The organism is Pedobacter africanus (assembly GCF_900176535.1).
GTDB classification, from domain to species: Bacteria; Bacteroidota; Bacteroidia; order Sphingobacteriales; family Sphingobacteriaceae; genus Pedobacter; species Pedobacter africanus.
Genome location: NZ_FWXT01000001.1, coordinates 2,698,249 through 2,719,691, shown reverse-complemented (window position 1 = coordinate 2,719,691; position 21,443 = coordinate 2,698,249). Strand labels below are relative to the sequence as shown.

Sequence of the window (21,443 nt, the reverse complement as noted above, 5' to 3'; positions counted from 1 at the left end):
CGAAGCTATTAAAAAAAAGAGGATATCCAAAAAGATACCCTCTTTAATATTTGATTTAATAATTGTACTGCATCATATAGAACTTTATTCCTTCATTAGCATAGCCAGGAATAGTTGTATTGGAGGTTTTATAATAATGATCTACTGAATAATCGTTATAATAACTGTAAACACCAACCGTTCCAGATTCTGCTGTTGTATACACATATCCGACTATTCCTTCATATAAATAGGACCAGTAATCTTGTTTCTGAACTGTATAGAAATGATTATCCGCCGATTTATAGTAACTATAAAGTGGTACCATTCCTGGCCTTTGAGTCCTTGAAACATAACCTAAGACAAATTCATAGGTATAACCCCAATAGTCTTTCTTTACTGTTGTATAATAGTGATCATTAATGTTGGGGTTCCAATAGCAATAGACCTCCGCATAATCGTCATCAGGCAAAGGATTAGTTGTAGGCTGCTTATTCTGCAAAAGATAAAATTGAACATCCTGAAACTCATAATTCTCATGAACACCGGGGTAATTAGTGTAGAAGTGATAACCTCCTGTTGCACCTCCCTTATAGTGTTGATAAACAGGTAGAGTTTTGACTGATTGATTTGGATACACATAACATACTATATCCCCGCCTGTATAACCCCATGGAGTATCATGAACCACTGTATAGAAACGATTTCCACTTTCTTGTCGAAAATATTGATAGAGGGGAACCGCTCCTGTAACCGGTGAATTAAATACATACCCAAGGATTCCGTTGTAAGTAAGTTCAGGATAACTTGAATAGTAAGTAGTAGTCAATACTCTCTTTGTATCCGACGCATATTCATAAAGAGGTACAGAACCACTAACCGGAGCAGTAAAAGCAGGAGGCGTATCAAGTACAGCTATTTTTAGCCCGTGTAAGAATTAAAAAATTTTGGGAATTATGATCTGACGAGAAATTAACCCTGTGGAGTGAGCGCTGAAAACATGTTCTTAAATAAAAAAGTTTAGCCTAAAGCTACCATAACAAAATTCCAATGGCAATTTTATTACGCGAACCACGGGATATCTTACGTGAATGAGCACCCCTATTACGCCAACAATATTCTGGTATAAACAACAGAAACGTTGCAATTATTTTTTTAAACAAACTACAGCACCCATAATCCCGAAAACAAAAAAGGCGTTGAGAATTCTCTCAACGCCTTTATCATATCTAAAAGGAATTATTACAACTTCCGTTTCACTTCAACCTGCTCGTAGGCTTCTACAATATCGCCTACTTCAATGTTGTTAAAGTTCTGGATGTTCAATCCGCACTCGTAACCCCTGCTTACTTCTTTCACATCATCCTTATAACGTTTCAGCGAGGCCAGCTCGCCAGTGTAAATTACCACACCATCTCTGATGATACGTACCTTACTATTACGGGTAATTGTTCCGTCCAATACCATACATCCGGCAATGGTACCCACCTTGGTAATTTTAAAGGTCTCCCTGATCTCAACGTTAGCCGTGATCTTCTCTTCAAACTCTGGCGCCAGCATACCTTCCATCGCTGCTTTAATCTCGTTAATGGCATCGTAGATGATAGAGTACAGGCGGATGTCGATCTGCTCAGCCTCGGCCAGTTTACGTGCTCCCGGGGAAGGACGTACCTGGAAACCAACAATGATCGCATCAGAAGCAGAGGCCAGCAATACATCAGATTCTGAGATCTGACCTACGGCCTTGCCAATGATATTGATCTGTATTTCCGGAGTCGAAAGTTTCAGCAATGAATCTGATAAAGCCTCGATAGAACCATCCACGTCACCCTTAACGATCAGGTTCAGCTCTTTAAAGTTACCGATAGCCAATCGACGGCCGATCTCATCCAGTGTAATGTGTTTCTGTGTACGAAGGCCTTGCTCGCGCATCAGTTGTAAACGTTTGTTCGCAATCTCCCTGGCTTCAACTTCACTTTCCAGTGCATTGAACTTATCACCAGCAGTAGGTGCGCCCTGCATACCCAATACCTGTACCGGCACAGACGGGCCCGCTTTATCTACTTTCTGGCCGCGCTCATTAAACAAAGCTTTCACACGTCCGCTATAGCTACCTGCAAGAATAGGATCACCTATTTTAAGTGTACCTGCCTGAACAAGCACTGTAGTTACAATACCACGTCCTTTATCCAATGTAGCCTCAATTACGCTACCTGTAGCACGTTTATTAGGGTTGGCCTTAAGCTCAAGCAACTCGGCCTCCAACAATACCTTTTCTAAAAGCAGGTCTACATTCAAGCCACTTTTACCAGAAATCTCCTGCGACTGGAAGTTACCTCCCCAATCCTCAACCAGGATATTCATGATCGACAGCTGTTCACGTATCTTATCGGAGTTTGCTCCCGGTTTATCAATCTTTGTAAAGGCAAATACCAATGGTACCCCTGCAGCCTGTGCGTGGTTGATGGCCTCTTTTGTCTGAGGCATCACGGCATCATCCGCAGCAATCACAATAATGGCAATATCCGCAACCTTGGCACCCCTTGCACGCATCGCCGTAAAGGCCTCGTGACCCGGTGTATCCAGGAAGGTTACTTTTTTACCTGTCGAAGTCGTTACCATATAGGCCCCGATGTGCTGGGTAATACCACCCGCCTCGCCGGCAACCACATTGGCTTTACGGATATAATCCAGCAAAGATGTTTTACCATGATCCACGTGTCCCATAATGGTAACCACTGGTGCCCTTGGCAATAGATCCTCTTCATTATCCTCTTCTTCAATCAGCACATCGCTTTCATCATCCGGCTTAACGAATTGAATTTCGTAGCCAAACTCATCAGCAACAATTGTTAGAGTTTCAGCGTCCAGACGCTGGTTAATGGATACAAACATACCCAGACTCATACAAGTCGCGATAATTTTTGTAACCGGCTCATCCATCATCGTTGCCAGCTCGTTTGCAGTTACAAACTCGGTTACCTTAAGTACACGCGATTGCAGTTCCTGCTCCATTGCCGCTTCATCTGCCGACATGGCCACATCGTCACGTTTCTGGCGACGAAGTTTGGCACGTTGTGCAAATTTACCAGACTTACCTGCGCCGCTAAGGCGTGCAAGCGTTGCTTTAATCTGGTCTTGTATTTCTTTTTCCGTAGGCTCTTCCTTAGGTCCGGAAGCTGGAGCTCCTGGCTTATTGTTCCTAAAATTAGGCCTGTTGGCCGCATTATTTGTGTTATTTCTAAAATCCGGTCTGTTACCAAATGAAGGCGCACCTGTCCTTGGCGCTCCGCCCTGACCTTGTTGCCCGCCTTGCTGGCCCTGCTGACCACCATGCTGGTTGCCGTGTTGTCCCGGCTGACCAGGATGTCCTCCCGGGGTTTTCTTACGCTTGCGCTTCCTTTTTGCATCCGCACTCTCGCCCGATGATGCCACCGGCTGAGATTTACGGTCCGGCGTTACCGGTAAAGTAATCTTTCCAATGATATTCGGGCCCGAAAGTTTTACAGAACGGGCTTTGATGACCTCGTTCTCTTCAGGTTTGTCCGCTTTCGGCGGTTCAGGAGTCACTTTTGGTGTAGCTGCTGGTTCAGGAGCTTTTACCACAGGTTCCTCGGCTTTAGGTGTTTCCACTGGCTTAACAGGTTCAGGTTTTATTTCTGCAACAGGCTGTTCAACCGGCTTCTCTACTTCCTTTACCGGCTCAGGTGCTTTTTCAACCGGAGCGGCGGGAGCAACAGGTGCTTCAGCTTTTGGTTCCGGTTCTGCAGCTTCTTCCTTCTTAACAGGGCGCGTTTTAGCATTTAAATCATCAAGGTTGATCTTTCCTACTATTTTCACACCAGGTAAAGCACCTTCTTCTGCCTTCTCAGCAGCAGGAGCCTCCTCTTTTGGTTTTTCAGCAGGAGGAGTATAAGCATTCAGGTTTTTGATTAAAACACCTTCATTTTCAAATTCAACATTTTTTCTAGGTGCGTCCGTAACTTTTTCAGTCACTTCAGGTTCATCACGACGGATTTTACCAATAACAATCTGATTGGCTTCTTCTTTTACGATCTTATCGCCCTGAAACTCTTTCAACAATGCATTATACATGTCGCGGGAGAGCTTAGTAGTGGGTTTATTCTCGACAGAAAAGCCTTTCTTCTCCAAAAACTCAACGGCCGTAGCAATGCCTACGTTAAGTTCCTTAACTGCCTTAAATAAAATTATTGGTTTGTCGTCTGACATTGATATCCTTTTTTTCTATTAGTTCTTATACAAAAGTAACGTTTATTCTTGTTTATTTCATGTGTAGTCAATTAGTTTTTAATAACTACAGAATTTTGTAAACACGTTGACAAGCATTTTATTCAAACTCTGATTTCAAAATACTCATCACTTCTTTGATGGTTTCTTCCTCTAAATCGGTACGTTTTACCAATTCATCTACAGAAAGTGCCAGCACACTTTTCGCCGTATCACAGCCTATCGCTTTCAGCTCATCAATGATCCAGCTATCGATTTCATCAGAGAATTCTTCGATATCCACATCCTCATCTTCTTCACCTGCCTCACGATATACATCGATCTCGTAACCAGTCAGTTTACCTGCCAGTTTAATGTTGTGACCACCACGGCCGATAGCCAATGAAACCTGATCTGGCTTCAGGTAAACCGAAGCATGTTTGGTTTCATCATCCAGCTTAATAGAAGTGATCTTGGCCGGACTTAAGGCCCTGGTGATATAGAGCGAAATATTGTTGGTAAAGTTAATTACGTCAATATTTTCGTTTTTAAGTTCTCTAACGATACCATGGATACGTGAGCCTTTCATACCCACACAGGCACCTACCGGATCAATCCTGTCGTCGTAAGATTCAACAGCGACCTTAGCCCTTTCACCTGGTTCGCGAACAATCTTTTTAATGGTGATCAAACCGTCAAAGATCTCAGGAACCTCAATCTCAAACAAACGTTGTAAGAATTCAGGGGCAATCCTCGAAATGATGATCTTAGGCGTAGCATTTACCATATCCACCTTCAGGATCACCGCGCGAACAGAATCTCCTTTTTTGAAATAATCGGCAGGAATCTGCTCCGTTTTAGGCATCATCAACTCATTGCCTTCATCATCCAGCACCAAAGTCTCTTTTTTCCATACCTGGTAAACCTCACCGGTAACAATTTCGCCAACCCTGTCTTTATATTTCTTAAAGATCTCGTCTTTCTCCAGTTCTAGAACTTTAGAAACCAGGGTCTGACGGGCAGCTAAAATTGCCCTGCGGCCAAAGCTTTCCAGCGTGATCTGCTCGATGTAATCGTCTCCAACCTCCATATCCGGGTCCAGCTGCTTCACCTCTGCAAGTTCAATTTCCAGATCGTCATCCTCAGAAAAACCATCTTCCATCACTTTCCTGGTACGCCAGATTTCCAAATCGCCGTTATCCGGGTTAACGATTACGTCACAATTCTCATCAGTACCATATTTTTTACGCAACATACTGCGAAATACCTCTTCCAGCACACTAATCACTGTAGGACGGTCGATGTTCTTGAAGTCTTTAAACTCTTGAAATGAATCGATTAAATTAATATTGCTCATTTTTATTTAAATGAAATTAAAACCTTTGTTTCTGTTATATTATCAAAGTCTGCCCTGGTTTCAACCAGCTGAACTTTTTTGCCTTTTTCTTTAACTTTTGCCTCGATGGAAATCCCTTGTTCATCCGCCGCCAGCAATTTTCCTTCTTTTACCTCGCCGCCATTTAACTTAACACTTACCTCGCGGCCGATATTCTTAAGGTATTGCCTCTTCAATTTTAAGGGCTCTCCAACACCTGGTGAAGAGACTTCCAGGTTATAAGCTTTTTCAATTGTATTTTCCTCTTCCAAATGAAAGCCTACATGCCTGCTGATGGCCGCACAATCCTGGATACTGATCCCTTCATCGCCATCTACATGAATAATAAGCTTATTGTTTGGCAGCATTTTTACCTCAACTAAAAACAGCTCGGGCCTGTCCGAAATCTTCTCTTCAACTAATTCTGTTACTCTTTTTTCTACCTGCATAACCAATTTGCCAATAACAGAAAAGAGGGGACTCCTGTCCCCTCTTACCTCTATTACACCGCAAATGTAAGAAATATTTTTACAAAATAAAAATGCCGGCTAGCAATCAATAGCTTAGCCAGACAATCAAATCAGGTTTTTCAATTCAGCAATCACATAAAACGGCAGGTTTACCAGCCATTCTTCTGCCCTGAAATCAGACATGGAAGTTCGTATTGCCAACATTTTTCCAAAGGAATATTTATCTGGCCGGCACCAATACCTTGCCCATATATTGGCTATGTGCCTGCTGCGACCTGTCTCTGGCAATAAAGCCCATATAAATATGGTATTGCTGTGGCAGGCGTTGAGGGCTAAGCTGCAGGCTATCTGTTCCGGTCATCCTGAAAGCACCGGTGGAAATGCCCACTGCCTTGCCACCTAGCAGCGCAATATCGGAGGGACAATAAGCCAGCATAAAAACCTGGTCGCGCGAATTGCCGTTCGCACCAATTTCCTTGCTCCAGTTAAACCTCACTGTATAATCTGGTTCCACAACAATATCCGAAGCCTCAGGGAAGTGAAGCTCACCACCACAAACCCTTACTTTTTCCGGGTTCACAAACCGATCAGGATGCTCCCCTTCAACCGCATTTTTCAAGGCATAAGACACCGCCCCTTTATAACCGCCTGTTGCAGTACCGTAATTTTTAAAACCTACTTTTAAGAACAACTGGATAGGCCGTAAAAAAGCCTGTACTTTTGCAAAACCAGTGGTATTGTTTTTCTCCCTTTTTGTTTTTTTGCCGCTTCTTTTACTTGGAAGACTGCGTACGCAAGGTTTGCCGTTAAGAATATAGTAGACATGCGGGCCTACTTTTCCGGAAACAGGGCCGGCGATCCCTTCAGGTGCTTTTCCCATAATCTGCTCTAACGTAATTTAAGATGAGTCCGATACTAATTTAAGTATAAAACTTTATTTTAACAATTCTTAAGCTTTTATTATACTTTGTTTATACAATACTTAATTGTATCAGCATTGTATAAAAATTGTATAACTATTGTATGAACATTGTATAAACCTAAAATCAATCTCGAACAAAACCCGGTCGCTATTCTTTTAGCTACCCTTTCATTTTACCTGCTTAATAATTGGTGTACAGGTTTAACCCTATTGTTCAATCCACCGCTGATTGCATCTTTCAGCGTTCCAAATTTGGTGTTCAAATGGGTAATCACCAGGTAGTCCCGACCTTTAACAAACGGCCTGGAAGGAATAAAAACCAAGTTGTCGTTGCCCAGCTTAAAGCGCCCTTCAACAGGCGCCTCCTGAATTGCCGGGTTTTTTTCTGAAGGCGTTTCTAAAACAGAAATCAGGCTATACAATATGGAATCGGTATTTTTAATACTTTTTAATTGCAGCAAACCTGCTCTGTCAATGCCCTTAAAAACAATAGCCGTACTGTCGGCCGTAAAACCAATTAAAAGTGGCTTATTATTTGCAGATGAACAGGCAAGCAAACACACCAGGGTACACAAAACAGCAAATAACTTAACAACACTTTTAACCATATCACTAAATTAAACATTATGAGACTTATTGTAGAAATTTTATTAATGGGCCTTGCCGTACTGATCGGGGCTTACATCGTTCCAGGTGTACAGGTAGACGGTTACGGAACGGCAATTATTGCCGCGGTTTTAATAGCCCTGGCCAACGCCACTATCGGATTTATTTTAAGGGTAATGACCTTTCCTGTTAACTTTTTAACATTAGGCTTGGTATCTTTTATCATTACGGTACTGATGATTTTACTGGTAGACAACCTGATGAGCGGATTCAACACCACCGGTTTCTGGGCAGCAGCTTTTCTGGCCATTGTAGTAGCACTGATCAAGGCCGTATTTAATGCCGTTGCCGGAACGGACAAAGACTAAGCGTTTAAACTCGGCGATAAAGATTAAACAATCAAATTCGGCGTTTAAAAACAAAATTACCTCCTCAGAGGACGCATCATTTTTATGTGCTTTTCGCGCCTTAAAAATTCGCGGACGAAGAGAATGGTAATTTTGTTCTTAGCCGAACCTCCACAACATTTTACCTGATAATCTCCCTTGAAATTACCATTTTCTGGATCTCGGAAGTCCCTTCGTAAATTTGTGTGATCTTTGCATCACGCATCAGGCGCTCTACATGATATTCTTTTACAAAGCCGTAGCCTCCGTGAATCTGAACTGCCTCAACAGTAACGTCCATTGCCACTTTAGAAGCATATAGCTTGGCCATAGAGCCGGCCAGTGTATAAGGTTCTCCCTGATCTTTGAGCCAGGCAGCTTTGTAAACCAGCATCCTGGCCGCTTCAATCTGTGTAGCCATATCGGCCAGTTTGAAAGCTATGGCCTGGTGCTCAGCAATGGGCTTACCAAAAGCTTTGCGCTGTTGTGCATATTGCAGCGCCAGTTCGTAAGCACCAGCAGCAATGCCCAATGCCTGAGCAGCAATACCTATCCGCCCCCCCTCAAGGGTTTTCATGGCAAACTTAAAGCCGAAGCCATTTTCGCCTATGCGGTTTTCCTTAGGTACTTTTACATCGTTAAACATCAGCGAGTGTGTATCAGACCCCCTGATACCCAGTTTATTTTCTTTAGGTCCTACAGTAAAACCCTCCATTCCTTTTTCTACGATAAAAGCATTGATGCCTTTATGTTTCAAAGATTTATCTGTTTGTGCGATAACAAGGTAAGTAGAAGCTGTACTGCCATTGGTAATCCAGTTTTTGGTCCCGTTAAGCAGGTAATGATCGCCTTTATCTTCAGCTGTGGTTTGCTGCGAAGTCGCATCCGACCCGGCTTCAGGCTCTGATAAGCAGAAAGCACCGATCTTTTCGCCAGCGGCAAGTGGCTTTAAATATTTTTCCTTTTGATATTCGGAACCATAAGATTCCAGTCCGTAGCAAACCAGTGAGTTGTTTACAGAAACGACCACCGAAGCAGATGCATCTACTTTAGACAGCTCTTCCATAACCAGTACATACGATAATGCATCCAGGCCACTGCCATTGTATTTTTCTGATACCATCATTCCCAGAAAACCCAGTTCGCCAAGCTTTTTTACCTGTTCGGCAGGGAATTTCTGGTGCTCATCTCTTTCGATAACTCCAGGTTTCAGTTCGTTCTGCGCAAAATCGCGGGCGGCCTGCTGGATCATCAATTGTTCTTCACTTAATTGAAATCGCATAATAATATTGTAAAATAATAAGTTACGCCAAATTTATATATTCTCCGGCAAATTACTATGGCTGCATAATATTATTTTGCAATAAAATACACTAAGCTATTTCAACAAGTGGTTGTTATCATCTGGGAATACAAGTATGGGATGGTATTTTTTTGCTTCCTCTATGGGCAGGGAACCGTAAGACATGATGATCAGGATATCGCCCACCTGAACTTTCCGGGCTGTTGCACCGTTCAGGCAAATGGTACCACTGCCACGTGCACCTTTAATCACGTAGGTTTCGAAACGCTCGCCATTGTTGTTGTTTACGATCTGCACCTTTTCGTTGGGAATGATCTGGGCTGCATCCATCAGATCTTCGTCAATAGTGATGCTGCCAACATAGTTCAGTTCTGCCTGTGTTACTTTAACACGGTGTATTTTCGATTTTAAGATCTCGATAATCATGGTGCAAAGTTAAACTAAATTTATCAATGCTTGGTTTTTCTTGTTTCAGTTGAGTATCATATTATCAATGAGGCGGGTCTGGCCTACTTTAGCCGCCACCAGCGCAACGATATTGTGATGCGCCTTATCTTCCTCGGGCAAAAGGGTTTCTCCATTGGCGATGGTGAAATAATCCAGCGCTACACCCGGGGTTGCTTTGATCATCTCTTTGGCAGCCTTCAGCAGCTCGGGAATGCTTTTGTCAGCAAAATTTTCCTGAACATAACTGAGCGCACGGCTCAGCACCAGTGCATTTTTACGGTCGGCCGCAGTAAGGTGTATGTTGCGCGAGCTCATGGCCAGTCCGTCGGCCTCCCTGATGATGGGGCAGGAAACAATCTGCAAGGGCATGTCGAAATAGGCGACCATATTTTTGATCATGAGTACCTGCTGAAAATCTTTCTGTCCAAAAAAGGCCACATCGGGGTTTACGGCATCAAAAAGCTTTTTTACGATTTGCGTTACGCCTTGGTAATGTCCTTTGCGGAATTCGCCCTCTAAAAGAAACTCTGCCGGCCCCAGGTCTATATGCCAGGCTTCGGGCTTGGGGTACATCTCTGTAACCGAGGGCATAAATACCACATTACAGCCTGCTTCACTTAACATTTTGAGGTCATGCTCCAGCGGGCGGGGGTATTTTTCCAGGTCTTTGGGATCTGTAAACTGGGTAGGGTTTACAAAAATGCTGCACACCACCACATCAGCCTGTTGCTGTGCTATTTTGATCAGCGATACATGTCCTTTATGCAAGGCACCCATTGTAGGTACCAGGGCAATTTTCTGTTGAGTCAATTGAATTGGCCCAAGCAGCGACTTTAATGCCGCAATAGTATTTATTACTTCCAAACCAGCCTGTAAAATTTCAAGGGGCAAAGTTGCTTATTTATACCCAAGCAACAAAACATCTTGCGTATAATATTGATAAATGTTATTATTTTGCTTACCTTTGCCCCTTGATAATCTTTTCTTTAACATAAATTTTTATTTAGAATATGGAGATGGCAAAAACGAAGCTACTGATTGTTACACACGAGATGTCGCCTTTCCTTGAACTCACAAAGATTTCTGAAATTACCCGTCAATTACCTCAGGCAATGCAGGATAAAGGATTTGAGATCCGCATATTGATGCCTAGGTTCGGGAATATCAATGAAAGAAGGAACAGATTGCATGAGGTTATCCGTCTTTCAGGAATGAACATCATTATTGACGACAATGATAACCCTTTAATCATTAAAGTAGCCTCTATCCCTGCGGCCCGCATGCAGGTATATTTCCTGGACAATGAAGATTATTTTCAACGCAAGTATGTATTCAGGGATAAGGAAGATAAGTTTTATGCCGATAACGACGAAAGAACAATCTTCTTTTGCAAAGGCGCGCTCGAAACCGTTAAAAAATTAGGCTGGGCACCGGATATTGTACATTGTCATGGCTGGATGACCGCGCTGGTACCGGCTTACATTAAAACTACGTACAAAAACGACCCTACATTTAAAAACTCAAAAGTTGTTTACTCCATTTATGAGAACTGCTTTACCGAGACTTTAAATGCCGATCTGCATAAAAAGGCGATCATGAACGCCATGACCGCTGAAGACACCAAGATATTTGAAAATGCAGACTGCAATACCTTGCATATGGGGGCTGTTAGCTACTCGGATGCTGTGGTTCTGGCCGATGAGAACATCAGCGAAAATGTGTTAAAATTTGTTAAAGATTCTAATAAACCAACTTTAGCTTATAATTTAACCGAAAATTTTGAAAACTTCTATTCTTTATATGAGGAGATTTCGGATGAAGAATTGGCTTCAATAGCATAAACCCAGGTTATTAAAATATATATGAAATTTACAAAACAAGACTTATTAACCCTGTTGATAGGTCTTTTTCTTTTTGCTTCCTGTAAAGATTCCAACACCATTGGTTTGGGTACGGAAGATGGCCAGGGCATACTTGGTGAGCTTGTAGACAGCGTTACAGTTACCTCTCAAACACTTAAAGAGGATCTTAGTTCGGGCGTAGGTCTTTTAAGGTACCCACTGGGTTATATGACCGATCCCGATTTTGGCAAATCGGAGGCCGCGCTATCCATGTCGGTTGGCCTGCCACAGGCAGACTATAAGTTTGGCACAGGCGCTGTAATTGACTCTGCGGTATTGGTTTTACCTTATGCTACGCAGTTCTATGGCGATACCATTGCCCCTGTTTATACCTTTACGGTAAAACAGCTGGCCAACGATCTTTCTAAAGAAACATCGTACACTACAGATAAAACCTGGCCTGTTCAGCCCACAGTTATTGGTACTTATAGCGGAAAGATCAAGCCAAACACTAAATTTAAGATTACAGATATTGTAACCGGAGGTGCTGACACCCTTAAATCGGTAGTCCCACAGGTAAGGATTAAACTGACAAATGCGTTTATCCAGAACAACATCATGAACCTGGACTCGGTAACCTTATCTAAAGCGGCCAACTTCTGGAAGGCTTTTAAAGGATTGAATGTGACCTCTAGCGCGACGGACAAAGGCGGGATGATGTTTTTTACGGCAAACGCGTCGGACAGCAGGGTAGAGATCTATTATAAACGGCCAAATGCCACAACTCCGGCCAATACCGATACGGTAGTGGTAAACTTCCCGATTGGCAGCAACAGCTCAACAGGTGCTTCTGCCGGACCGGTACACGCTTCCATCAAACATGATTATACAGGTACTCCTGTTAAAACCCAACTGGACAATCCTAACCCGGCTACACCTTATACTGTAACTTATTTACAGGCTTTGGGCGGACTGAAAAACAAAATTTCATTCCCTTACCTCAAGAAATTCCTTGCAGATAAAAAAGCAGATCCGGCAAAAGGTGGAAATGCGAATACCAAAATAGTGATCAACAAAGCCGAACTGGTAATTGACCTCAGCGCCGGAACAGACGTACTGCCTTTCAGCGCTGCGCAGCGACTTTCATTGTACAGGTACGACATTGCCGGTCAGCGGGCCAACGTACCAGATAACGATCGCAGAACCCAAACTTACATTGGAGATGCAAGGGCCTTGGAAAGCGAATTGTTGTTTGGCGGCTATTTTGACTCTGTTAGAAAGCGTTATATTTTTAACATCACCAGCTATATACAGGATTTAATGGATGGAAAAACCGAAGATTACGGAACTTTCCTGGCCCCAAGCTCACTTACAGAATTTAACATCAGTCCTCCTGTAACTTCAGCAGCAAGATCGATCATCAGCAAATGGAAAAAAAATCCGGCTGCAGCAGATAAGCTCCTGAAATTGAATATTTATTACACACAGGTCAATTAAAAAAATTAGCCAGATGATGTGGTCAAATCCCCCGGGAATATTTAATTTCGGGGGATTTATTTTTATACCTAAATATAAACCTATTGTATGTGTGGAATAGTTGGTTACATAGGCCATAGAGAAGCCTGGCCCATTGTTATTAAAGGACTAAAGAGATTAGAATACCGTGGCTATGACAGTGCCGGTATTGCTTTGATTAACGATTCGGGATTAAATATCTATAAAAAGGCAGGAAAAGTACAGGAACTGGAAAATTTTGCTGCCGGGAAAAACCTTTCAGGATCGATCGGGATTGGCCATACCAGATGGGCAACACACGGTGCACCCTCCGACAGGAATTCCCACCCGCATACTTCAAACAATGGCAAGCTGAGCATCATCCACAACGGGATCATCGAGAACTATGCAACGCTTAAGGAAGAACTGCTGACGCGTGGCCATGAGTTTAAAAGCGATACAGACACGGAAGTACTGGTACACCTGATTGAAGAAATCTATAAAAACGACAACACTGATCTTTTAGAGGCGGTTAGACTTGCTTTAAATGAAGTAAGCGGGGCCTATGCCATTGTAGTGATGGATGAAGAACAACCTGGCCAGCTGATTGCAGCCCGGAAAGGAAGCCCGATGGTGATTGGTGTTGGCGACGGGGAGTATTTTATTGCCTCAGACGCTACCCCTATTGTAGAATATACTAAAAATGTAATTTACCTGAACGACAATGAGATCGCATTTTTAAAACGCGATGAGTTGCTGATCAAGCGTTTGGACAATGTAGTTCAGAGTCCGTATATCCAGGAGCTGGAACTGAAGCTGGAGATGCTGGAAAAAGGCGGCTATGAGCATTTTATGCTGAAAGAGATCTTTGAGCAGGCACGCTCGATAAGAGATTGTATGCGGGGCCGTATTTATCCGAACGAGGGCAAGGTGCAGCTTGGCGGAATAAAAGAATATGCCGATAAATTAAAGAACATAGACCGCATTATCATTGTGGCATGCGGCACGTCCTGGCATGCCGGACTGGTGGGCGAGTACCTGATTGAAGAATATGCGCGCATCCCGGTTGAGGTTGAATATGCCTCAGAGTTCAGGTACCGCAATCCGATCATTACCGAGAAAGATGTAGTTATCGCCATTTCCCAATCTGGTGAGACAGCGGATACAATGGCCGCCATAGAAATGGCCAAGGAAAAAGGTGCCACCATTTTTGGGGTCTGCAACGTGGTGGGTGCATCCATTCCAAGGCTTACCCATGCGGGTGTATACACCCATGCCGGGCCGGAAATCGGGGTTGCCTCTACCAAAGCCTTTACCGCACAGGTTACGGTACTTACGCTAATGGCCTTTTACATGGCACAGCAAAAAGGAACATTAACCCATTCCAAACTGGTGGAACTGTTAACTGAACTGGATTGCATTCCGGAGAAGATCCAGATGGCACTGGAGTCGAATGAGATGATCAAGGAAATTTCTGAGAAATTCAAGGACTCCCGGAACTGCCTGTTCCTGGGCAGGGGAAGCGGTTTCCCTGTAGCGCTGGAAGGGGCTTTAAAGCTGAAGGAGATTTCTTACATCCATGCAGAGGGCTATCCTGCTGCCGAGATGAAACACGGCCCCATCGCTTTAATTGATGAAGAAATGCCAGTTGTGGTGATCGCCACCAAGAACTCTTCCTACGAGAAAGTGATCAGCAATATCCAGGAAGTGAAAGCCCGGAAAGGGATTGTACTGGCTATTGTAACCGAAGGTGATATTGAGGTTAGAAAAATGGCCGATTATTGCATAGAGATACCGGATGCAAGTGAGGCATTTTTGCCTTTACTGGCAACCATACCACTGCAATTGCTATCGTATCATATAGCGGTTTTGAGAGGCTGCAATGTAGACCAGCCAAGGAACCTGGCCAAGTCGGTAACGGTAGAATAAAATAAAAAGGGTGCTTAAAAGCACCCTTTTTATTTAAAAGGGCAAATCGCCCGAAGGATCTGTAAGATCTGGGTATTCCGTTTCGCTTTTTGGCGCGGCTGCATTTTCACTGCTTACCGCTGTTTGCTCAAAATCGCTTTTCCTGCCCAGTATAGTAAAATTCTCTGCCACCACTTCAGTAACATACTTCTTTACTTTTTCCCGGTCTTCAAAGGAGCGTGTACGCAATTTACCCTCGATATACACCAGTTTACCTTTTTGCAAATACTTGGAGGCAACTTCTGCCAGGCCTCTCCACAAAACGATATTGTGCCACTCTGTTTGCTCTACGCGCTTGCCGTCTTTATTATAGGTTTCTGAGGTTGCCAGTGGAAAACTGGCTACAGTTACACCTCCGTCTAAATGCCTGACTTCAGGATCTTTGCCTAAATGTCCGACTAAAATAACTTTGTTAATACCTGACATGAACTTTGGTTTTTCTATGTAATAAGATGCTTAGCTACAAAACTGGAGATCACTTTAGGTTGCGGCAATTCGTCAAACTCCTGCAATGAGACCCATTTTATTTCTGCATTCTGATTAAAGTTAATGATATAATTATCTAAACCAAAAAATTGAACATATATAGTTTGGTGTGTTAATAAATGCTTCTGCTGCGATAAAGCGGTGATTTTACAGTCGTTACCAAAGGCTTTTTTGAGCATATGGCTAAATTGCTCCTGGTCTTCCAGGTAATTTTTATCCGTTTCAATCAGCGGAAAATCGTAAAGTTCCTGCCAGATATCGCCCGGGTTCCGTTTCTTAACCAGGATGTTTTCCCTATCTGTACAGAGGAAATAATTGAAATACCGGGTACGTTTTTTGAGCTTATTGAGTTTAACAGGGAGGCTGGCCACCTGCTGATGTTTACGGGCAAAACAGGTTCTTTCCAATGGGCAGTTGTTGCAGGCGGGCGATTTGGGCTTACACTGCATTGCACCAAACTCCATAATGGCCTGGTTGTACACCGAAGCCTCCTGGCCTTCGATGAGCGATTGCGCCAGTTCCAGGAACTGTTTCTTTCCTGCTGTGCTATTGATGGGTTCCGCTATCCCGAAATACCGGGCCAATACCCGGAATACATTCCCATCCAACACCGCCCTGGCTTCGTTTGAAGAAAAAGAGGCTATGGCAGCCGCAGTGTACTCGCCCACCCCTTTTAGTTTGATCAGTTCGTTGTAACTGGTTGGGAATTGTCCGTTGTATAGCTCGCATACCTGCTTTGCCGTAAAAAGCATGTTCCTCCCCCTGGAGTAATAGCCCAGCCCCTGCCATAATTTCAGGACCTGTGTTTCCGTTGCAGCGGCAAAATCCTGAACTGTTGGATAGTTTTGTAAAAAATTATTAAAGTAGGGCAAGCCTTGTTCTACCCGGGTTTGCTGCAGGATCACTTCAGATAACCAGATCACGTAGGCATCTGTAGTGTCCCTCCAGGGCAGTGCCCGCTTATTTTTAAAGTACCAGTTTACGATTTCAGTTTGAAAACTCATGGCTGTAAAAATACGGGGTAAATATTTGATTTTCGTAAAACTTGCAATACGGTGATGGAAGAACTGACAAATAAATCATCTTTTATTTTCCTATCTCATTAAAAAGCAATACTTTTGCAACCCCAAAACATTTATAATATACAACACACAGTAAATTAATAAAACAAAAAATATGACTAAGGCAGATATTATTTCAGAAATATCAACGAAAACAGGAATTGAAAAGGTAGATGTACAAGAAACCGTTGAGGCATTTTTCAAGGTCATCAAAAACAGTATGATCGGTGGCGAAAATGTATATGTAAGAGGTTTCGGTAGTTTTGTTGTAAAAAAGAGAGCACAAAAAACTGCAAGAAATATTTCTAAAAATACAGCGATCATCATCCCTGAGCACTTTGTACCAAGTTTTAAACCAGCAAAGGTTTTTGTTGACAAGGTAAAAAACAACTCTAAAAAACTTAGTGTAGAAGCTTAATAGCCATGATAAACAGTATCCGTTCTAAACAAATTATTTTAATAAGTGCAATGGTTTTGCTCGTTGCATTTTTGTTTACAAGGGATATTAAAGGTTTGGTGAAGCCAAAAGAAGAGCCTAAAGCTGCTGTTCCTGCTGGTGGTCAGATGGCCGCCACTGAAACAGCAGCTATTAATTTAAATGAGGTTTCAACTACTGGCAAGAATTTACTGAGTGCAAACCTCTCTGCCGAGATCACTTCATTGGAAAACGCCTTTAAATCGGCTCCGGAAGCTAAAAAAGCTGAAGCGGCGAAATTACTGGCCCAAAAATGGGACGATGTGGAACAAGCTGTTCCCAGCGCACTGTATTTAGAGATCGTAGCAGAAAAGGAGCAGAGCTTAAATAACTGGCTGGTAACCGGCGACCGGTTCTTAAAAGCTTTTGACAATACCCGTGACAGTTTATTGCAGCCTGCATTGTTACAAAAAGCCAACACGGCCTATACCCATGCGGCAAAGATAGACTCTACCAGCGCGGATGCTAAAACCGGATTGGGCATAACCATAGTAAATGGAATGGGCATGCCAATGCAGGGGATAGCCATGCTGATGGATGTGGTTAAAAAAGACCCTAAGAACTTAAAAGCTAACATGAGCTTAGGTACTTTTGCCATCAAATCGGGTCAGTTTGACAAAGCGATTACCAGGTTTAACAGCATCATTGCCATAAAACCTACACCAGATGCTTATTTTTATCTGGGAACGGCTTATGAAAACCTTGGAAAAAACCAGGAAGCGATCGATGCTTACTTAAAAAGTAAAAAATTAGCTGGCAATGCTACCTTATCAAAATTTATTGACGATAAAGTTAAAGCGTTGAGCAGCAAAAATTAATAAACAGATTTATAAAAATATTTAAAATTTAAAACTATGCCAAGCGGTAAAAAAAGAAAGAGACATAAAATGGCTACGCACAAACGCAAAAAACGTTTAAGAAAAAACAGACATAAGAAAAAATAATTTTTCTTAATGTATTGCACAACTAAAAAAGGCTAGGATTTGTGATCGTAGCCTTTAATTGTTGGCAGCAAGTTTTTTTTTATTGTCCATGTGTTAAATAAGGTATTTATACCTTAAAATCTGTAGCTTTTGGTAAAGGAACTAATTATAGATTCATCTCCTCAGGGAGTAACCATAGCTTTAGTTGAAGACAAACAACTTGTAGAACTTCATAAGGAACAGATTGATAATAACTACGCTGTAGGCGACATTTATTTAGGCCGTATAAAGAAAATTATGCCTGGCCTGAATGCTGCGTTTGTAGATGTAGGTTATGAAAAGGATGCATTCCTGCATTATTTCGATCTGGGCCCGCAAGTCCAATCTTTAATAAAGCTTACGAAAATTAAGCGAAACGGCTCTGTTAATGGCACTTTACTTGATAATTTCAAGTTAGAGGGTGACATTAATAAAGCAGGTAAAATATCAGAAGTAGTTGCTAAAAACCTGGTACTGCCTGTCCAGATCGCTAAAGAACCAATTTCAACTAAAGGACCGCGTTTAAGTTCTGATCTTTCTATTGCAGGAAGATATATTGTATTGGTGCCCTTCTCAAATGTGATCTCCATCTCAAAAAAGATCAAGAGCAATACTGAACGTAATCGTTTAAAAAAGATTATTGAAAGTATTAAGCCGAAGAATTTTGGTGTCATCATCAGAACCGTATCGGAAGGAAAAGGCGTTGCCGAACTTCAGAAAGATCTTCTGGATTCGGTAGCTAAATGGGAAAGCTTTATCAAGAAGCTTCCGGATGCTGAACCATCCAAACGGGTATGGGGAGAAATGGACCGTACATCAACATTGATCCGTGACATCCTGAGTACTGATTTCACGAATGTTTATGTGAGCGACAGTAATCTTTTCGAAGATATCCGCTCCTATGTTCATGAGATCTCTCCGGAGATGGAAAAGATCGTAAAACTGTACCGGCATAAAGAGCCGATATTTGAGCATTTCGGAATTGAAAAGCAGATTAAAAATGCTTTTGGAAAAACGGTAAACCTGGCCGGCGGCGCTTACCTGGTGGTAGAGCATACCGAGGCCCTGCATGTGATTGACGTGAACAGCGGCAACAGAACAGCAAGCAAGGAAAACCAGGAAGACAATGCCCTGCAGGTGAACAAGGAAGCAGCAAAAGAAATTGCCCGTCAGCTTCGCTTACGTGATATGGGCGGTATTGTGGTGATCGATTTTATTGACATGCACAAAGCGGCCAATAGGAAGATCCTGTTCGATCATCTGAGAGACCTGATGCAGCTTGACCGCGCCAAGCATACCATACTTCCGCCAAGTAAATTTGGTCTGGTACAGATCACCCGTCAGCGTGTAAGACCGGAGATGAACATTGTAACCAGCGAGAAATGCCCAACCTGTGATGGTACGGGAGAAATTAAGGCCAGCATTGTTTTGATGGATGACATTGAAAACAACCTGACCTATATTTTGCAGGAGCAAAACGAAAAAAATATTACACTTTGTGTACATCCTTACATTGAAGCTTTTATCAAAAAGGGATTTATTTCCCTGCAGTGGAAGTGGTTCTTTAAATTCGGACAGCGCATAAAAATTAAAGCTGTACCCTCTTATAACCTTACAGAATTCCACTTCATTTCGTCTAAAGACGAAGAGATCAAATTATAACAGCACATTGGTTGTTCAACAGGCCTGATTTCATTACAGAGATCAGGCCTGTTTTGTTTGGAAGCAGATCTTATTGGAATTTAACCTAAATTCGTAAACCCTTACAAATATCGCATTTTCCTGTGCATCCTGTCATCCTGCACCGAGCCCTTAGCGCGCTTACAGCAGGTGATTAATTTACCACGTAGCTTTCGGCTACGACTCAGGTCAGGATCTCGAAAGAGAAAGCTGCGTTACAGTAAGGGGTCCTGGAATATTCAGGGTAACGAAATGTTTCATTAAAATAAAATAAAGTGGCTAAAACAAAATCAGCATATTTTTGCCAGAGCTGCGGATATGAATCTGCTAAATGGCTGGGCAAATGCCCTTCCTGTAATGAATGGAATACTTTTGTAGAAGAAGTTATTGAAAAAGCAGCGGCAAAGGTCCCTTCCTGGAAAACCAATACGGGTATGGAGCGCGCAAATAAGCCCAACAAGGTAGACCACATTCAGTCCATTACCGAAGAACGTACCTTAACCGGCGATAAGGAGCTGGACCGGGTGCTGGGCGGCGGATTGGTGGCCGGCTCTGTAATTTTAATTGGCGGTGAACCCGGGATTGGAAAATCTACGCTGATGCTGCAGCTTGCCTTGAACATCCCCGGAAAAAAGATCCTCTATGTTTCTGGCGAGGAGAGTGAGCAGCAGATCAAAATGAGGGCAGAGCGCATTACTGACAAGCCCGAGGCCGACTGCTATATCCTTACAGAAACATCCACACAAAACATATTCAAACAACTGGAAGCACTGGAACCCGATATTGTAATCGTTGATTCCATACAGACATTGCATTCTGCACACATAGAATCTACGCCAGGCAGTGTATCTCAGGTTAGGGAATGTACGGCAGAGCTGCTCCGTTTTGCAAAGGAAACCGACACTCCGGTATTCCTGATTGGACACATTACCAAAGATGGTACCATAGCCGGCCCGAAAATACTGGAGCACATGGTGGATACTGTTTTACAGTTTGAAGGCGACAGGCACCATGTATACCGGATATTGCGGGCAATCAAAAACAGGTTTGGGGCTGCTGCAGAATTGGGGATTTATGCCATGCACAACTCAGGATTGAGACAGGTATCGAACCCTTCGGAGATCCTGCTTTCGCAAAGGGAAGAAGAGCTAAGTGGAATCGCCATATCTGCCACCTTAGAAGGCGCCAGGCCGATGTTAATAGAAACCCAGGCATTAGTGAGCGCCGCCGCCTACGGAACGCCGCAGCGGTCGTCAAATGGCTTCGACACCAAAAGGATGAACATGCTGCTGGCTGTACTTGAAAAAAGGTGTGGGTTCAGATTGAGCACCAGGGATGTTTTTTTAAATATAGCCGGAGGTATAAAAGTGGAAGACCCGGCCATAGACCTCGCCATTATGGTAGCCATCATTTCCTCGCATGAAGAAATATCCATTTCTTCAAAAATATGCTTTGCGGCAGAGGTTGGGCTTTCCGGAGAAATCAGGGCCGTAAGCCGCATTGAGCAACGCATTATGGAAGCGGAAAAGCTGGGCTTTGAGCGGATCTTTATTTCCAATTACAATAAAAAAGGACTGGTAACCGAACGCTATAAAATTGAGATTACGGCAGTAAGTAAGATCGAGGATGTATTTTCTATACTGTTCGGATAGGACTAAATTGTAGAAATAAATACTCTTTATTCTACAATTAGGGTATTTATTTCTACGTTTTTCATTATATATTATTTTTAGCAAATAACATATACACCTATATATCAGC

General features: G+C 42.8%; 19 protein-coding genes. 8 read left to right on the top strand and 11 right to left on the bottom strand.

Translation table 11 applies throughout. The features are described from left to right. Window positions 1-55 precede the first annotated feature (55 nt). The 6 genes from B9A91_RS23965 to B9A91_RS11355 form a co-directional block, all read right to left on the bottom strand. Window positions 56-808: a hypothetical protein gene (locus B9A91_RS23965; protein WP_144008902.1), complete on the bottom strand. Its 753-nt coding sequence runs from the start codon at window positions 806-808 to the stop codon at window positions 56-58. Between the two features lie 413 nt (window positions 809-1,221). After that, window positions 1,222-4,209: a translation initiation factor IF-2 gene (gene infB, locus B9A91_RS11375; protein WP_084238551.1), complete on the bottom strand. Its 2,988-nt coding sequence runs from the start codon at window positions 4,207-4,209 to the stop codon at window positions 1,222-1,224. 118 nt (window positions 4,210-4,327) lie between these two features. Further along, window positions 4,328-5,563, bottom strand: a complete 1,236-nt coding sequence (gene nusA, locus B9A91_RS11370; RefSeq protein WP_084238549.1) for a transcription termination factor NusA — start codon at window positions 5,561-5,563, stop codon at window positions 4,328-4,330. Between the two features lie 2 nt (window positions 5,564-5,565). Beyond that, the gene (rimP, locus tag B9A91_RS11365) at window positions 5,566-6,030 is read right to left on the bottom strand and encodes a ribosome assembly cofactor RimP (protein ID WP_084238547.1); all 465 of its coding nucleotides are present in this window, start codon (window positions 6,028-6,030) and stop codon (window positions 5,566-5,568) included. Window positions 6,031-6,271: 241 nt separating this feature from the next. Continuing rightward, a complete protein-coding gene (locus B9A91_RS11360) occupies window positions 6,272-6,931 on the bottom strand; it encodes a DUF6266 family protein (protein ID WP_084238545.1) in 660 nt (219 codons plus the stop codon). A 215-nt stretch (window positions 6,932-7,146) separates the two neighbouring features. Next, entirely contained in the window at window positions 7,147-7,581 is a 435-nt protein-coding gene (locus tag B9A91_RS11355; RefSeq protein ID WP_084238543.1) for a hypothetical protein, read from the bottom strand. Window positions 7,582-7,599: 18 nt separating this feature from the next. Between B9A91_RS11355 and B9A91_RS11350 the strand changes: the two genes are divergently transcribed. Further along, the gene (locus B9A91_RS11350) at window positions 7,600-7,947 is read left to right on the top strand and encodes a phage holin family protein (protein ID WP_084238540.1); all 348 of its coding nucleotides are present in this window, start codon (window positions 7,600-7,602) and stop codon (window positions 7,945-7,947) included. Window positions 7,948-8,107: 160 nt separating this feature from the next. Here B9A91_RS11350 and B9A91_RS11345 read toward each other — a convergent pair whose 3' ends face one another. The 3 genes from B9A91_RS11345 to panC form a co-directional block, all read right to left on the bottom strand. Further along, entirely contained in the window at window positions 8,108-9,247 is a 1,140-nt protein-coding gene (locus tag B9A91_RS11345; RefSeq protein ID WP_084238537.1) for an acyl-CoA dehydrogenase, read from the bottom strand. 96 nt (window positions 9,248-9,343) lie between these two features. Beyond that, the gene (gene panD / locus B9A91_RS11340; protein WP_084238535.1) at window positions 9,344-9,694 is read right to left on the bottom strand and encodes an aspartate 1-decarboxylase; all 351 of its coding nucleotides are present in this window, start codon (window positions 9,692-9,694) and stop codon (window positions 9,344-9,346) included. A gap of 45 nt (window positions 9,695-9,739) precedes the next feature. Then, complete coding sequence (gene panC / locus B9A91_RS11335; RefSeq protein ID WP_084239684.1) at window positions 9,740-10,579, bottom strand: pantoate--beta-alanine ligase; 840 nt, start codon at window positions 10,577-10,579, stop codon at window positions 9,740-9,742. Window positions 10,580-10,725: 146 nt separating this feature from the next. On the opposite strand from panC, the gene B9A91_RS11330 reads away from it, so the two are divergent. From B9A91_RS11330 to glmS, 3 genes are all read left to right on the top strand, one after another. Next, entirely contained in the window at window positions 10,726-11,556 is an 831-nt protein-coding gene (locus B9A91_RS11330) for a glycogen/starch synthase (RefSeq protein ID WP_144008901.1), read from the top strand. A gap of 21 nt (window positions 11,557-11,577) precedes the next feature. Beyond that, window positions 11,578-13,053 carry a DUF4270 domain-containing protein gene (locus B9A91_RS11325; RefSeq protein WP_084238533.1) on the top strand — a complete coding sequence of 492 codons (1,476 nt, stop codon included), beginning with the start codon at window positions 11,578-11,580 and terminating at the stop codon, window positions 13,051-13,053. Window positions 13,054-13,140: 87 nt separating this feature from the next. Further along, complete coding sequence (gene glmS / locus B9A91_RS11320; protein ID WP_084238530.1) at window positions 13,141-14,979, top strand: glutamine--fructose-6-phosphate transaminase (isomerizing); 1,839 nt, start codon at window positions 13,141-13,143, stop codon at window positions 14,977-14,979. Between the two features lie 33 nt (window positions 14,980-15,012). Here glmS and B9A91_RS11315 read toward each other — a convergent pair whose 3' ends face one another. Together B9A91_RS11315 and mutY are read right to left on the bottom strand one after the other, a co-directional pair. After that, complete coding sequence (locus B9A91_RS11315) at window positions 15,013-15,444, bottom strand: single-stranded DNA-binding protein (RefSeq protein ID WP_084238528.1); 432 nt, start codon at window positions 15,442-15,444, stop codon at window positions 15,013-15,015. A gap of 14 nt (window positions 15,445-15,458) precedes the next feature. Further along, window positions 15,459-16,508, bottom strand: coding sequence for an A/G-specific adenine glycosylase (gene mutY, locus B9A91_RS11310; protein WP_084238525.1), 1,050 nt, complete (start codon window positions 16,506-16,508; stop codon window positions 15,459-15,461). 172 nt (window positions 16,509-16,680) lie between these two features. Between mutY and B9A91_RS11305 the strand changes: the two genes are divergently transcribed. The 4 genes from B9A91_RS11305 to radA all read left to right on the top strand — a co-directional run bounded on the left by B9A91_RS11305 (window position 16,681) and on the right by radA (window position 21,334). Next, window positions 16,681-16,983: an HU family DNA-binding protein gene (locus tag B9A91_RS11305; RefSeq protein WP_012780307.1), complete on the top strand. Its 303-nt coding sequence runs from the start codon at window positions 16,681-16,683 to the stop codon at window positions 16,981-16,983. Window positions 16,984-17,081: 98 nt separating this feature from the next. Beyond that, complete coding sequence (locus tag B9A91_RS11300; RefSeq protein ID WP_235012530.1) at window positions 17,082-17,858, top strand: tetratricopeptide repeat protein; 777 nt, start codon at window positions 17,082-17,084, stop codon at window positions 17,856-17,858. A gap of 255 nt (window positions 17,859-18,113) precedes the next feature. Then, complete coding sequence (locus tag B9A91_RS11295; RefSeq protein WP_084238521.1) at window positions 18,114-19,664, top strand: Rne/Rng family ribonuclease; 1,551 nt, start codon at window positions 18,114-18,116, stop codon at window positions 19,662-19,664. A gap of 293 nt (window positions 19,665-19,957) precedes the next feature. After that, window positions 19,958-21,334, top strand: coding sequence for a DNA repair protein RadA (radA, locus tag B9A91_RS11290; protein WP_084238519.1), 1,377 nt, complete (start codon window positions 19,958-19,960; stop codon window positions 21,332-21,334). Window positions 21,335-21,443: the final 109 nt, after the last annotated feature.

Excerpts from the sequence above, each read along its gene's own strand:
- infB (WP_084238551.1), bottom strand. The coding sequence starts at position 4,209 with ATGTCAGACGACAAACCAATAATTTTATTTAAGGCAGTTAAGGAACTT.
- nusA (WP_084238549.1), bottom strand. The coding sequence starts at position 5,563 with ATGAGCAATATTAATTTAATCGATTCATTTCAAGAGTTTAAAGACTTC.
- rimP (WP_084238547.1), bottom strand. The coding sequence starts at position 6,030 with ATGCAGGTAGAAAAAAGAGTAACAGAATTAGTTGAAGAGAAGATTTCG.
- B9A91_RS11360 (WP_084238545.1), bottom strand. The coding sequence starts at position 6,931 with ATGGGAAAAGCACCTGAAGGGATCGCCGGCCCTGTTTCCGGAAAAGTA.
- B9A91_RS11355 (WP_084238543.1), bottom strand. The coding sequence starts at position 7,581 with ATGGTTAAAAGTGTTGTTAAGTTATTTGCTGTTTTGTGTACCCTGGTG.
- B9A91_RS11350 (WP_084238540.1), top strand. The coding sequence starts at position 7,600 with ATGAGACTTATTGTAGAAATTTTATTAATGGGCCTTGCCGTACTGATC.
- B9A91_RS11345 (WP_084238537.1), bottom strand. The coding sequence starts at position 9,247 with ATGCGATTTCAATTAAGTGAAGAACAATTGATGATCCAGCAGGCCGCC.
- panD (WP_084238535.1), bottom strand. The coding sequence starts at position 9,694 with ATGATTATCGAGATCTTAAAATCGAAAATACACCGTGTTAAAGTAACA.
- B9A91_RS11330 (WP_144008901.1), top strand. The coding sequence starts at position 10,726 with ATGGAGATGGCAAAAACGAAGCTACTGATTGTTACACACGAGATGTCG.
- B9A91_RS11325 (WP_084238533.1), top strand. The coding sequence starts at position 11,578 with ATGAAATTTACAAAACAAGACTTATTAACCCTGTTGATAGGTCTTTTT.
- glmS (WP_084238530.1), top strand. The coding sequence starts at position 13,141 with ATGTGTGGAATAGTTGGTTACATAGGCCATAGAGAAGCCTGGCCCATT.
- B9A91_RS11315 (WP_084238528.1), bottom strand. The coding sequence starts at position 15,444 with ATGTCAGGTATTAACAAAGTTATTTTAGTCGGACATTTAGGCAAAGAT.
- mutY (WP_084238525.1), bottom strand. The coding sequence starts at position 16,508 with ATGAGTTTTCAAACTGAAATCGTAAACTGGTACTTTAAAAATAAGCGG.
- B9A91_RS11305 (WP_012780307.1), top strand. The coding sequence starts at position 16,681 with ATGACTAAGGCAGATATTATTTCAGAAATATCAACGAAAACAGGAATT.